This is a genomic window from Parapusillimonas sp. JC17, assembly GCF_052180245.1.
GTDB lineage: Bacteria > Pseudomonadota > Gammaproteobacteria > Burkholderiales > Burkholderiaceae_B > Parapusillimonas.
The window spans coordinates 2,349,494-2,361,741 of sequence record NZ_CP197474.1; the positions used below are offsets into that span (position 1 = coordinate 2,349,494).

General features: G+C 63.2%; 12 protein-coding genes. 3 read left to right on the top strand and 9 right to left on the bottom strand.

All coding sequences use genetic code 11. From position 1 onward, the window contains the following. Positions 1-2: 2 nt before the first annotated feature. Together rdgB and ACSBPU_RS11310 are read right to left on the bottom strand one after the other, a co-directional pair. Positions 3-605, bottom strand: a complete 603-nt coding sequence (gene rdgB / locus ACSBPU_RS11305; RefSeq protein ID WP_442598200.1) for an RdgB/HAM1 family non-canonical purine NTP pyrophosphatase — start codon at positions 603-605, stop codon at positions 3-5. After that, positions 598-1,512 (bottom strand): LysR family transcriptional regulator, encoded by a 915-nt coding sequence (locus ACSBPU_RS11310; protein ID WP_442598202.1) that lies wholly within the window; start codon positions 1,510-1,512, stop codon positions 598-600. Before ACSBPU_RS11310 ends, rdgB begins: the two co-directional genes overlap by 8 nt. A 110-nt stretch (positions 1,513-1,622) precedes the next feature. On the opposite strand from ACSBPU_RS11310, the gene ACSBPU_RS11315 reads away from it, so the two are divergent. Next, positions 1,623-2,783: an acyl-CoA dehydrogenase family protein gene (locus ACSBPU_RS11315; protein ID WP_442598204.1), complete on the top strand. Its 1,161-nt coding sequence runs from the start codon at positions 1,623-1,625 to the stop codon at positions 2,781-2,783. A gap of 9 nt (positions 2,784-2,792) precedes the next feature. Then, on the top strand, positions 2,793-4,187 hold the full coding sequence (locus ACSBPU_RS11320; RefSeq protein WP_442598206.1) for an MmgE/PrpD family protein: 1,395 nt from the start codon (positions 2,793-2,795) through the stop codon (positions 4,185-4,187). On the opposite strand, the gene rph is transcribed toward ACSBPU_RS11320, so the two are convergent. After that, positions 4,184-4,933, bottom strand: coding sequence for a ribonuclease PH (gene rph, locus ACSBPU_RS11325; RefSeq protein WP_442598313.1), 750 nt, complete (start codon positions 4,931-4,933; stop codon positions 4,184-4,186). The two genes, ACSBPU_RS11320 and rph, sit on opposite strands and share 4 nt — an antisense overlap. A gap of 196 nt (positions 4,934-5,129) precedes the next feature. Here rph and ACSBPU_RS11330 point away from each other — a divergent pair, with 196 nt between their 5' ends. After that, entirely contained in the window at positions 5,130-6,065 is a 936-nt protein-coding gene (locus tag ACSBPU_RS11330) for a YicC/YloC family endoribonuclease (RefSeq protein ID WP_442598209.1), read from the top strand. A gap of 143 nt (positions 6,066-6,208) precedes the next feature. On the opposite strand, the gene ACSBPU_RS11335 is transcribed toward ACSBPU_RS11330, so the two are convergent. From ACSBPU_RS11335 to ACSBPU_RS11360, 6 genes are all read right to left on the bottom strand, one after another. Further along, complete coding sequence (locus ACSBPU_RS11335; protein ID WP_442598211.1) at positions 6,209-7,318, bottom strand: AI-2E family transporter; 1,110 nt, start codon at positions 7,316-7,318, stop codon at positions 6,209-6,211. Positions 7,319-7,435: 117 nt separating this feature from the next. Then, the gene (locus ACSBPU_RS11340; RefSeq protein ID WP_442598314.1) at positions 7,436-8,443 is read right to left on the bottom strand and encodes a tripartite tricarboxylate transporter substrate binding protein; all 1,008 of its coding nucleotides are present in this window, start codon (positions 8,441-8,443) and stop codon (positions 7,436-7,438) included. A gap of 2 nt (positions 8,444-8,445) precedes the next feature. Next, on the bottom strand, positions 8,446-9,345 hold the full coding sequence (gene nadC, locus ACSBPU_RS11345) for a carboxylating nicotinate-nucleotide diphosphorylase (RefSeq protein WP_442598213.1): 900 nt from the start codon (positions 9,343-9,345) through the stop codon (positions 8,446-8,448). A gap of 148 nt (positions 9,346-9,493) precedes the next feature. After that, positions 9,494-10,474: an NUDIX hydrolase gene (locus ACSBPU_RS11350; protein ID WP_442598215.1), complete on the bottom strand. Its 981-nt coding sequence runs from the start codon at positions 10,472-10,474 to the stop codon at positions 9,494-9,496. A gap of 5 nt (positions 10,475-10,479) precedes the next feature. Next, positions 10,480-11,463, bottom strand: coding sequence for a DUF808 domain-containing protein (locus tag ACSBPU_RS11355; protein ID WP_442598217.1), 984 nt, complete (start codon positions 11,461-11,463; stop codon positions 10,480-10,482). A 161-nt stretch (positions 11,464-11,624) separates the two neighbouring features. Beyond that, positions 11,625-12,164: a cupin domain-containing protein gene (locus ACSBPU_RS11360; RefSeq protein WP_442598219.1), complete on the bottom strand. Its 540-nt coding sequence runs from the start codon at positions 12,162-12,164 to the stop codon at positions 11,625-11,627. Positions 12,165-12,248 lie beyond the last annotated feature (84 nt).

A 12,248-nucleotide genomic window follows, 5' to 3' on the forward strand; every position in this document is an offset into this window, starting at 1 on the left:
GCTCACATACCCCGTGCGCGCAGCGTCTGCAGCAGGGACTGCAATGCCATGGCGCGATGGCTTTGGGCGTTCTTCTGCCGGGGCTCGAGTTCGGCCACCGTTTTCCCCAAGGACGGAATATGGAAATGGGCGTCGTAGCCGAAGCCGTTGTCGCCGCGCGGTTCGTCGACGATTTCTCCTTCCCAGCATCCTTCCGCGACGATCGGCCTGGGGTCGTCCGCCGATTTCACATACACCAGCACCGCAATATAGCTGGCGCGGCGATTCTGGACCGAGGCAAGCTCCTGAACCAGGCGGCGATTGTTCGCGCTGTCCGATTTTTCGCCACCGGCCAGCGCCGCATAGCGTGCGGAAAGAACACCTGGACGGTCGTCCAGGGCTTGCACGCACAAGCCCGAATCGTCGGCGAGCGCCGGCAGCCCGGTCAGCAGGCTGGCATGCCTGGCCTTGGCCAGGGCATTTTCCAGAAAGGTCGCGTGCGGCTCTTCGGCCTCGGGCACGCCCAAAGCGCCCTGCGGAACCATGTTCAGGCCGGCTTCGGACAGAATGGCGGAAAACTCCCGCAGCTTTCCCGCGTTGTTGGATGCGAGCACTACTTTAGTCATGGGTAACACCTTCGGCCTCGTCCTTCAGAAGGACCGAGACCAGTTCTTTAGCGAAAATGGGAAGCCTGTCGAATTGCTTGACGCAGATATGCAGGCGGCGCAAGGCCCATGCATCGTTGAGCGCGACGCGCCGGAGCGGAAGATCGCGGACATAGCGCCTTGCGGCCGATGCCGGGATCACGCCTATGCCGACGTTGGCCGCAATCATGCGGCATACGGCCTCGAAGTTGCCGACTTCGACCCTGAACCGCAGCATGCGGCCCAGATCGTCGGCTGCCTGCAGCAGGAATGCATGGATCGCGCTCGTTTCGGACAGGCTGACGTAGTCGTAGGCCAGCGTTTCGGCGAAATCCACCGATTCACGGCCCGCCAGGGGGTGGTCGGCATGCGTGACCAGCACGAGCCTATCGTTGCGGTAAGGCAGGAACTCGACGTTCTCGCCGCCATCGGCCTTCGCCGTGATGCCGATGTCCGCCGCGCCGTCGGCCACGGCCTTGACGACCTGGTGGCTCAGGCGCTCGCGCAGCTCGACGTTGACGTCGCGATGCTCGGCCAGATAGCGGGCCAGGATATCCGGCATGAACTCATTCATCGCCGTCGTGTTTGCATACACCCGCACTCGCCCTTTGATGCCGCTGGCATATTCCTGGATGTCGCCGCGCAGGTGCTCGAGCTGCCTGAGGACGATGCGCGCATGCCGCACGAAGGCTTCGCCCGAAGGCGTCAGCGTCACGCCCTGGCTGTTGCGGTAAAGCAGAGCCGTGCCAAGCCGGCTTTCCAGGTTCTTGACCCGGTTGCTTGCCGCGGGCAGCGAAAGAAAGGACTGTTCCGCCCCTTTCGTCATACTTTGGGCGGCCGCGACGTTCACCATGAGGTGCATGTCGGTCAGGTCGAAATATACAGCCATGTGGCCCACTCTTAAATATTGGCAAACACCCGCTTAATCAACGAACAATGGTCAAGCCGGCCGCAATCAGGCAAAGTTCACGCTATTGTAATGAACCACGCCAAGGAACCATGACCTCGCACGCCAACGACTTCCAGGAAATCCGGGACGCCATCCGCGATCTTTGCTCGCAGTTTCCGCCGGAATACTTCCGCAAGATAGATGAAGAGCGCGGCTATCCGGAAGCCTTCGTCAAGACGCTGACCGAAGCGGGCTGGCTTGCCGCCCTGATTCCCGAAGAATATGGCGGTTCGGGTCTGAGCCTTACTGCGGCATCGGTGATCATGGAGGAAATCAATCGCAATGGCGGAAATTCCGGCGTATGCCATGGCCAGATGTACAACATGGGCACCCTGCTGCGCCATGGCTCGGAGGCGCAGAAGCGGCAATACCTGCCGCGCATCGCCACCGGCGAACTCCGTTTGCAATCCATGGGGGTGACTGAGCCCACGACCGGTACCGACACCACCCGCATCAAGACCACCGCCGTGAAAAAGGGCGATCGATACGTCGTCAACGGGCAGAAAGTGTGGATTTCCCGCATCCAGCATTCGGACCTCATGATACTGCTGGCGCGTACCACTCCGCTGGACCAGGTCGCGAAGAAGTCGGAAGGCATGTCGATCTTCCTTGTCGACCTGCGTCAGGCCATCGGCCACGGCATGCAGGTTCGCCCCATTCCCAACATGGTCAACCACGAGACCAACGAACTGTTCTTCGACAACCTTGAAATTCCCGCCGAGAACCTGATCGGCGAAGAAGGCAAAGGCTTCAAGTACATCCTCGACGGCCTGAACGCCGAACGCACCCTGATTGCGGCCGAATGCATAGGCGACGGCCACTGGTTCATCGACAAGGTTTCCGCCTACGCCAAGGAAAGAATCGTGTTCGGCCGCCCTATCGGCCAAAATCAGGGCGTGCAGTTTCCAATTGCCCGCGCGCACATCAATATAGAGGCCGCCAGCCTCATGCGTTTCGAGGCCGCCCGGCTGTTCGATGCCAGGCAGCCCTGCGGCGCCCAGGCCAACATGGCCAAGCTGCTGGCGGCCGATGCCTCCTGGGAGGCCGCCAATGCCTGCCTGCAATTCCATGGCGGTTTCGGGTTCGCGAACGAATACGACGTGGAAAGAAAATTCCGCGAAACCCGACTCTATCAAGTCGCGCCCATATCGACCAACCTGATTCTGTCCTATGTCGCCGAGCATGTCCTGGGACTGCCGCGCTCCTTCTAAGGTGATTCCATGAACCATCCCAGCGCCCAGCTCGCCGAATTCGCGGCCGAACTGAAATACGAAGACATTCCCTTCCCGGTTCTGCGCCGTACCGAAGACCTCATGCTGGACTGCCTGGCGTCGGTTCTGGCCGGATCCAGCGCGCGCCCGGTCCAGAGCATCGCCCGCTTCGCCGACGCCATGGGGCCTACCAGCGGCCCCGCCGAGAACATGGTCACCCGCCGCACGAGCAGCCCGCTGTTCGCGGCCATGGCGAATGCCGCCGCGGCCCATATGGTCGAACAGGACGACGTGCACAATGGATCGGTCTTCCATCCCGCGGCGGTGGTGTTCCCCCCCGCCATCGCGGTCGCCCAGGCGCTGGGCCGATCGGGCAAGGAGCTGTTGACCGCCTGCGTGGCGGGCTACGAAACCGGCATACGCGTCGGCGAATTCCTGGGACGCTCGCACTACAAGATCTTCCACACCACGGGCACCGCCGGCGCCCTGGCCGCCGCGGCCGCCGTCGGGCGGCTGCTCAACCTGAACCCCGCACAAATGCTCGATGCATTCGGGTCGGCGGGCACGCAAGCGGCGGGCTTGTGGGAATTCCTGAAGGACGCGGCCGACTCCAAACAGCTGCATACGTCCAAAGCGGCGGTCAACGGCATTATTGCCGCCTACCTGGCCAACGACGGCTTCACAGGAGCTCGCCACATCCTGGAAGGCGCTCAAGGCATGGCGGCCGGCATGTCCAGCGATGCCGATCCTGCACGCTTGACGCACGGACTGGGCAGTCGATGGACGGTGCTGGAAACCTCGTTCAAGTATCACGCCTCGTGCCGTCACACGCATCCGGCGGCCGACGCGCTGCTGGCGCTGGTCCAGGCCCATGCGCTGTCCATCGACGATATCGCGCGCGTGGACGCCCTGGTCCACCAGGGAGCCATCGATGTCCTCGGACCGGTGGTCGATCCCAGCACCGTGCATCAATCCAAGTTTTCCATGGGGACGGTGCTCGGCCTGATCGCGCAGCAGGGCCGCGCGGGACTGCCGGAGTTCGATGCCGCCCTGCACGACCCGGACATCGCGGCCTTCCGCAAGAAAGTGGTGATGACGCTGGACGCGGAAGTCGACCAGGCCTACCCCGAAAAGTGGATCGGGAAGGTACGCGTGACCACTACGGACGGCCGCGTCCTGGACGCGCGGGTGGACGAGCCCAAAGGCGACCCCGGCAATACGCTGAGCCGCGCCGAGCTGGAAGACAAAGCGCGCCGGCTCGGCATCTACCGGAACGCCGCCACGCCCGAGGAAATCGACACGCTCATAGAGCGCGTATGGACGCTTGCCGATAACGACATGGTCGGCGGTTTTGTTCCGGGGGGTCAGACCCTCAATGGGCTGACCCGTTCTCACGCTGGCTAAGGGGTCAGACCCCGGACGGGGTTTGACCCCAACTTGATTCGTCCGGGGTCTGACCCCGGCTCGATCCGTACAGGGTCTGATTCCAGCACGGTCTTCTGTATCGCGATCAGGCTCTGTATGCCGGTTTCGGCCAGGTCCAGCAAGCCGTCAAGCGCCTGCCTGCTGAATGTCCGGCCTTCGGCCGTGCCCTGGACTTCGACGAACTGCCCTGCGCCTGTCATGACGATGTTCATGTCGGCGTCGCAGCCCGAGTCCTCGATGTAGTCGAGATCAAGGACGGGTTCTCCGTGCACGAAGCCGACCGAGACGGCCGCCACGTTATCCAGCAAGGGATTGGACGACAGCACGCCACCTTTCATGAGTCCCCGCACGGCCAGCGCCGCCGCGACCCAGGCGCCGGTGATGCTCGCGCACCGGGTGCCGCCGTCCGCTTGCAGCACGTCGCAATCCAGATGCAGCGTGCGTTCGCCCAGGGCGGTCAAATCGAAAACCGCGCGCAGGCTGCGGCCGATCAGCCGCTGGATTTCCTGGGTGCGCCCGCTTTGCTTGCCGCGCGCCGCTTCACGGTCGGATCGCGTGTGTGTGGAGCGCGGCAGCATGCCGTACTCCGCCGTCACCCAGCCCTGCCCTTTTCCCTTCAGGAAGGGCGGCACCTTGTCCAGTACGCTGGCGTTGCATAGCACATGCGTGTCGCCCGCCTGGACCAGAACGGAGCCTTCGGCATGGCGGGTATAGCCGAGCTGCATCGAGAAGCGCCGCAGTTCGTCCGCTTGGCGACCCGAGGGACGGGTCGGGGATGATGAGGGTGGCAAGGATTCCGGCACACGGGCCTCCTGATTCAAAAAAACGATAGCCGCATTCTCTCACAGGCCGGCGGTGCCGCATCGCTGGGCTCAGCGTGCACTTACAATAGTCCTTTTCGACGACCTCACAGGACCACCCATGATCCGCAGCATGACCGCCTTCGGCAATGCCCGCTCAGATACCGAGCACGGGAGCCTTACCATTGAATTCCGCACGGTCAACAGCCGGTTTCTGGATATCAATTTCAGGCTTCCGGAAGACCTGCGCATGGCCGAAGGCGCCGTGCGAGAAGAGCTCGGACGGTTTGTGAAGCGCGGCAAGGTCGACATAAGGGTGAATTATTCGCGTGCCGAGGCGTCCTTGTCCAAGGCCTTGGATCCCGAACGGCTTGCCATCATGAGCGAACAGCTGCGTCAGGCGCGGCAGGCCATTCCGGACGTGCCGGCGCCCACGCTCGCGGACCTGCTCAATGGCTCAGGTCCGGGCGATGCCACGGCCTTTGATACCGAAGCGTGGATGGCGATGTGCGTGGATGCAGCCCGCCAGGCCCTGTCGGAGCTGCAGTCGGCCCGCGAACGCGAAGGCGCGAGGCTGGCGGAGATGATGCTGGCCTGCTCGCGGGACATGTCCACGATCGTCGACCAGGTCGAGCGGGAATTGCCGTCGGTATTGGCGGAACATCAGGAACGCGTCACGCAAAAGCTGCGCGATGCGCTGCAAGCCGTCAGCCCGGACGGCTACGCCCACATCAGCGGCGCAGAACTGTCCGCACGCATCGCGCAGGAAGCTTCATTGTTCGGCTTGCGCATCGATGTCGCCGAGGAGCTTTCGCGCCTGCGCTCCCACATCGCCGAGCTGGGGCATCTGCTGGGCGGCGACCAGGCCGAAACAGCAGCAGCCAAGAAGTCCGGCGGCGGAAGCGCGGGCAAGCGCCTGGACTTCCTATGCCAGGAAATGAACCGCGAGGCCAATACCCTGGGTTCAAAGGCCGGTGCGCTCAACGTCACGCGTGCGGCCATCGACCTCAAGCTGTTGATCGAGCAACTGCGGGAACAGGCGCAGAATATTGAATGATATGTGGGGGTCAGACCCCATGCGGGGTCTGACCCCGTTCCGTCCCGCCCGCCGTTTGGATGCGGGGTCAGACCCCGCCATGGGGAAAATAATGGGGTCAGACCCCGTACGGGGTCTGACCCCGCGCGGCGCCCCCACGACTCCTACCTCTCGGGTCCCATCGCGGGGTCTGACCTGATTGCGATCATTTCATCGTGGGTGCGCTGCTCTTCGACGTGCAGCCATTCGCGCCAGATAGCCACGAGCAAGGCCATGAGCACCGGGCCGATGAACAATCCCACGATCCCCATGGTCTTCACCCCGCCGACCAGGCCGAAGAAAGTAGGCAGGAAAGGCAGCTTGACCGGCCCGCCCACGAGATGCGGGCGCAAGGTCTTGTCGACGATGAAAAGCTCTATGGTGCCCCACAGGAACAGTCCCAATCCAGCCATGGCGTGACCGGATCCGACCAGGTACAGCGACACCAGCGTGAAGGACAGCGGCGCGCCGCCCGGGATCAGCGCCATGAAGCCGGTGATGACGCCCAGCAAGACCGGCGACGGCACGCCGGCAATCCAGTAGGCCACGCCCAGCACCAAACCCTCGCCCAACGCGATAAGGCCCATGCCTGTAACCGTGGAATTGATGGTGGCCGGCACTACCCGGGAAAATCGCTGCCATCGCCCCGGCAGAATGCGTTCGCCGATGATGTCGATCTGCCCCACGATGCGCAAGCCGTCCTTGTAGATGAAGAACAAGGTGATCAGCATGAAGATGACGGTCAAAAGCAACTGGAAAATGTCCCCCGTCGCGGAAAGCAGCATGCGGTAGATATTGCCCAGATGCTCGCCGCTGACCAATTCGACCAAGGCGCCCAGGGCGTGGGGTTCCGCCAAGTACTGCACCCAGTATTCGGCCAGATGCGGCCCGACGACGGGCAGCGCCACGATCCATGCGGGCGTCGGCATGCCGTTGCGGTTTGCCGCCAGCGCCCAGGCAATGAAGCTGTTTGCCTCTTTGATGGCGTAGGTCAGCGCCATGGACAAGGGCACGACCAGCACCAGGATCACCATCAGCAAAGCAATCGTTGCCGCCACGGCGCTGCGCCCGCCGCAGCGGCGCAGCAACCGCTGATACAAGGGCCAGCTTGCCAGGCAGATGATCAAGGCCGCCAGGACGGGAACCAGGAAACCGCTCAGGAAATACAAGCCCACCAGAACGACCAGTACGAGCAGCCAGCGGGCAAGCAGATAAGCGGGCAGGACGGGTTGCATGAATGTATCTGAAAAATATCGGAAGAGACGGTGACGATAGCACGGAAAAAAGCACGCTCCGTCAAAAAATACGTCGGGCAAGCCCCAGGGCCGCCCGTCTTCCAGTCTCAATAGCCCCTAATCGATGCGCAGCCCGATCTGCCCGGTCAGCTCGGCGAACCTCGCGATATCGCGCAGGATCAAGCCCTGAAATTCCTTCGGATCGCCGCCTTCGACGCTATAGCCCAGCGCACGCAGATCGTCTCTGACATCCTGGCGTTGAAGAATCGCGTTGGCAGCCGCAGAGAGCTTGTCGATGATGGCCGCCGGTGTCGCAGCAGGCGCAAGAACCCCATGCCATTGATCCAGTTCGTACCCCGCAAAGCCCTGCTCCGCGACCGTCGGCACCTCCGGCAGGAAGGCGGAGCGCTTCGGCGCCGTCACCGCAAGCGCCCGTAGATTGCCCGCATGGATGAAAGGCATCGCCGCCGACGCGGTCACCATTCCCAGCGGCACATTGCCCGCAAGCACGTCGGTCAAGGCCGGGCCGCAGCCTCGATAAGGCACATGCAGCCATTTTCCGCCGGCGCGCCGGTCCAGCATTTCACCCGCAAGATGCTGGGGGGTTCCGTTGCCGCAGGACGCGTAGGCCACGCCTTTATCGCTTTGCAGCGCAGCGTCGTCCAGCACTTGACCAAGGGTATTCCAGGGGGATCGCGCGGACGTCACCAGTACGGACGGAACGAAGCCGATATTGACCACCCCTTTGAGATCGCGTTCCGGAGAAAAACCAAGATCGCGGAATACGCCTGGATTGACGGCATAGCTGCTGTTGACCATCAGCAATGTATAGCCATCGGCCGGCGAGCGCGCCACCGCCTGCGCCCCGATGTTGCCGCTTGCTCCCGCCCTGTTCTCGATGACCACCGGTTGCCCGAGATCCCGCTCCAGCCAGGATCCCAGCCGGCGTGCCAGCAGGTCGGTGCCTCCGCCGGGCGGGAACGTGACCACCAGGGTAATGGGACGCGAAGGATAGGATGATGCCGATTGCGCCGATAAAGGTTCCGCCGGATTCTTTGCCGCGAGTGTCGCCGCCACAGCCAGCAAGCCCCCGCCTATCGCCAACGCACGCATCGCGTGGCGCATCTTCATGAATCCAGCCCTATGTCGAGGACCGGCGCACTATGCGTCAGCCAGCCGACCGCGATCAAGTCCACACCGGTACGCGCCACATCGACGGCGCTCTCCGGCGTAATGCGTCCGGACGCCTCGGTGGTGGCGCGGCCATCCACCATGCGCACGGCGGCAGCCAGAGTTTCCAGCGACATATTGTCCAGCAGTACAGCGTCCACCCCGGCGTCCAGACCTTCGGCAAGCTGTTCCAGCGTGTCCACTTCGAGCTCGATGCGGACCATGTGGCCGATGCCCGCGCGCGCCCGTGCGACGGCCACCCCGATTCCGCCGGCGACGGCGACATGGTTGTCCTTGATGAGGACCGCATCGTCGAGGCCGAAGCGGTGGTTGCTTCCTCCTCCGATCCGCACGGCGTACTTCTGTATCGCCCGCAAGCCCGGCACGGTCTTGCGTGTGCAGGTGACGCGAGTGCCGTAAGGCCGGATGGCGTCGGCAATGGAAGCAGTTGCGGTCGCCACGCCACTCAGATGACACAAGAAGTTCAAGGCGGTGCGCTCGGCGCCCAGCATCGCCCTTGCGTCGCCGTCGATGCGGGCAATTTCGTCGCCGGGCCGCAGCCGCTGTCCATCGTGAAGCCGCAGGTCGATCCGGACGCCGGGATCCATCATCCTGAATGCCATGCAGGCCAGGTCCAGACCGGCCAGTGTGCCCCGCTGCCGCGCCGCCAGGCGCATCACGCTGCGCGTCCCGGCCGGCACGATGGCATCGGAGGTCAAGTCGCCGGCGCGCCCCAGATCCTCCAGCAGCGCGTCTCGAACCAGAGGTTCCAGCACGATGGAAGGCAGGGACGGGATCGTCCTCTGCACGTGCGCGTCGCCGGAACGCAAAAATTCCGCAGTTTCAATTATGCTCATTGTGAGTATTAATAGAGTGAAAGAAAACATGGCGCGGAAAGCATGATCCGCCCTGGCCCCAACCCGAAATCCAGCTTCGGACTGTTCAATTATGCTAACAGTGAGCATAATTATCCGTCAAGCCATCTGTGCCGTAGACCGACAGGTTTCAGCGCGCCAGCGGCAACTTGCTGCCGGCAATGGCACGCTCCAGCATGACATCGCTTCGGAAACGGAACAGCTTGGCGGGGCGCCCGGCGGTTCCCCGCGCCATCCGACCGGTGTCCTCGACCAGGGACTGCTGTTCGATGAAACGCCTGAAATTCTGCTTGTGCAATCTACGCCCCGCCAGCGCTTCGAAAGCCTGCTGCAACTGCAAGAGCGTGAAGTCGCGCGGCATGAGCTCGAACACCACCGGCCGATACCGGATCTTGGCTCGCAGACGCGCCATGGCGGTGGCCAGGATACGGCGATGATCGTGATGCATGGAGTCGCCAGGCAGCATGCGATCGGCCTGGACTCCCTTACGTCCCGCCGCCTCCGGCACGAGGCCGGCTTCGAACAGCAGTTCGTAGCGCTGCAGCACCATTTCCTCGCTCCAGGAATCCATGTCGGTGCCGAAGGTATAGCCGATGCGCTGGCGTCGTTCCCGCTGCGCCGCCGCGCTATCGGCATGGGCGGCCCAATCGTGCAGTGCGGGCAGCACCTGCTCCTGGATCATGCCGGGACAGCCGTCGCGCCAATCTTCCCATGGGAAGTACCGGTACCAGTCCTGCCAGCCGACGGACTCGACGCCCAGATCGCCCGACTCGCGCGTCAGGCCTAGATAGCTGACCGAAATGATGCGTTGCCCCTCCGTGTTTGCCCGATCCTTGTCGGCGAAGGTGTAAAGCTGCTCGACATAGCCGAGGGGATGATGCGTTTGCGCTTCGACCCACGCGCGCAGGCCGGCCTGCAGCGATCGGTGCGAGGATTCGAAGGGCCCGGCCGGCAAGGCATGGGTGCACTCCCGGGTCAGCACCCGGGGCTGCGCATCGGTGACCGCGACCAGAACCGCGACGAGCTCCGTGGACACCGGGGACGCGGCGGACTCTGCGAGATTCTGATCGGCCCGCGCATGAGCGTGGGCGGCTTGGGCAGGCGTGTTCATTGCGCTCATTGTAATGTCGAGCGCACTTTCCTGATCAAGCCGACGGCGCCCAGCACCAGCGAACCGGCCACGATGCCGACCAGCAGGCTGGACAGCAGCGACCACAGCGCAGTGCCGGCGGATGCCCATAACCCGGGATCGCCCATCAAGCGTTCCGCATCGCCGTGCAGCCAAGCGTCCAGCATGGGCAACCCGTGGACGATGATTCCCCCACCAACAAGAAACATGGCGATGGTGCCGGCGATCGACAGGCTTTTCATCAAATATGGCGCAAGCGTCAAAATGCCTCGGCCGATCTTGCGCTGCCAATTGGCCGAAACGCCTGCCAGCCTGGCCTGGCTCAGGTACAGCCCTGCATCGTCAAGCTTCACGATGACCGCTACCAAGCCGTACACGCCTATCGTCATGACAATTGCCACGGTCGTCACGACACTCGCCTGAACGGTGAAATCCGCCAGCGCTACGGCGCCTAGCGTGATGGCAATGATCTCCGCCGAAAGAATGAAGTCCGTCCGGATGGCGCCTTTTATCTTTTCCCGCTCGGAGCCGCGGCCGGCCGTTGCCGAAGGTGCATTGCCCTGCTCCGCGGCGGTCGTCGACGGGTCCGCTGGCGAACCGGATGGCTGGGCGGAAGCTCCGTGATGCTTGCGGCGGTGAGTCCACGAATGGACGATCTTCTCTACGCCCTCATAGCACAAGTACAGGCCGCCCAGCATCAGAAGAGGAGTGATGGCGGCAGGCGCCAGCCCGCTGATGGCCAGTGCGGCGGGAACCAGGATCAGTTTATTGATGAAGGAGCCCTTCGCCACCGCCCAGACCACCGGCAGCTCGCGATTGGCCACCACCCCGGTCACCTGCTGCGCATTCAGGGCGATATCATCCCCCAGCACACCCGCCGTCTTCTTCGTTGCCGCCTTGGTCATCAGCGCTACATCGTCCAGAACGCTGGCGATATCGTCCAGCAATGCAAGCAAACTGGCACCGGCCATGGACAAGCTCTCCTTTTGCATGGGGAAGAATGATGTTACAGCCAGGGGCAATGTCGGGCGAGCACACTTACAAGAAAAAATCTCCGCCGAGCGAGAGGCCTGGGGCCAGACCCCGTTCGGGGTCTGGCCCCTTTCTCGAAAAACCTGACAGTCTTGCCTCGCTATGGGGTCAGACCCCATACGGGGTCTGACCCCTGCTTCCCGCATGCCAGTCGCCGGATCAAGGCTTCATGCCCGGGATAAGCCCGCAGCAGATCCCCGCAATCCGCCAGTTCGAATTCGCCGAACTCGAAACCCGGCGCCACGGTGCAGCCGGCCAGGGTGTAGCCGTCCGGATCCGGACGCTCGGCGCCGAACCAGCACCCAGCCGGCACGAGCACCTGAAACGACGCGCCTTCGCTCTCGAGCGGATTGCCAAGACGCTGCGTTTCCACAGCACCGCCCGCTTGCAAAACATGGATATCCAGCGGAGAACCCATATAGAAATGCCACATCTCGTCCGACGCGATCCGGTGCCATGCGGAATAAGCGGTCTGGTCCAGAAGATAATAGATGGCGGTCGACGCCGACCGGTCATCGCCGCCGGTTGCACGCTGCACCCGCTGCGGACTCCTGTAGGTTTCCGCATAATAGCCGCCCTCGGGGTGCGGCTGCAGCCCGTACCGCCGTATGAGTCTTTCGACGACGGAAGCGCTCGCCATATTCCTGCTCCGATATAAAAAAACCTGAAGCAGCACTATACTTGAGTGCCTGCGGCCATGAGCATCGTCGCGCCGCCAAGACAA

Excerpts from the sequence above, each read along its gene's own strand:
- ACSBPU_RS11320 (WP_442598206.1), top strand. The coding sequence starts at position 2,793 with ATGAACCATCCCAGCGCCCAGCTCGCCGAATTCGCGGCCGAACTGAAA.
- ACSBPU_RS11360 (WP_442598219.1), bottom strand. The coding sequence starts at position 12,164 with ATGGCGAGCGCTTCCGTCGTCGAAAGACTCATACGGCGGTACGGGCTG.
- ACSBPU_RS11335 (WP_442598211.1), bottom strand. The coding sequence starts at position 7,318 with ATGCAACCCGTCCTGCCCGCTTATCTGCTTGCCCGCTGGCTGCTCGTA.
- rdgB (WP_442598200.1), bottom strand. The coding sequence starts at position 605 with ATGACTAAAGTAGTGCTCGCATCCAACAACGCGGGAAAGCTGCGGGAG.
- ACSBPU_RS11310 (WP_442598202.1), bottom strand. The coding sequence starts at position 1,512 with ATGGCTGTATATTTCGACCTGACCGACATGCACCTCATGGTGAACGTC.
- ACSBPU_RS11355 (WP_442598217.1), bottom strand. The coding sequence starts at position 11,463 with ATGGCCGGTGCCAGTTTGCTTGCATTGCTGGACGATATCGCCAGCGTT.
- ACSBPU_RS11315 (WP_442598204.1), top strand. The coding sequence starts at position 1,623 with ATGACCTCGCACGCCAACGACTTCCAGGAAATCCGGGACGCCATCCGC.
- rph (WP_442598313.1), bottom strand. The coding sequence starts at position 4,933 with ATGCAGCTCGGCTATACCCGCCATGCCGAAGGCTCCGTTCTGGTCCAG.
- ACSBPU_RS11340 (WP_442598314.1), bottom strand. The coding sequence starts at position 8,443 with ATGCGCCACGCGATGCGTGCGTTGGCGATAGGCGGGGGCTTGCTGGCT.
- ACSBPU_RS11330 (WP_442598209.1), top strand. The coding sequence starts at position 5,130 with ATGATCCGCAGCATGACCGCCTTCGGCAATGCCCGCTCAGATACCGAG.
- ACSBPU_RS11350 (WP_442598215.1), bottom strand. The coding sequence starts at position 10,474 with ATGAACACGCCTGCCCAAGCCGCCCACGCTCATGCGCGGGCCGATCAG.
- nadC (WP_442598213.1), bottom strand. The coding sequence starts at position 9,345 with ATGAGCATAATTGAAACTGCGGAATTTTTGCGTTCCGGCGACGCGCAC.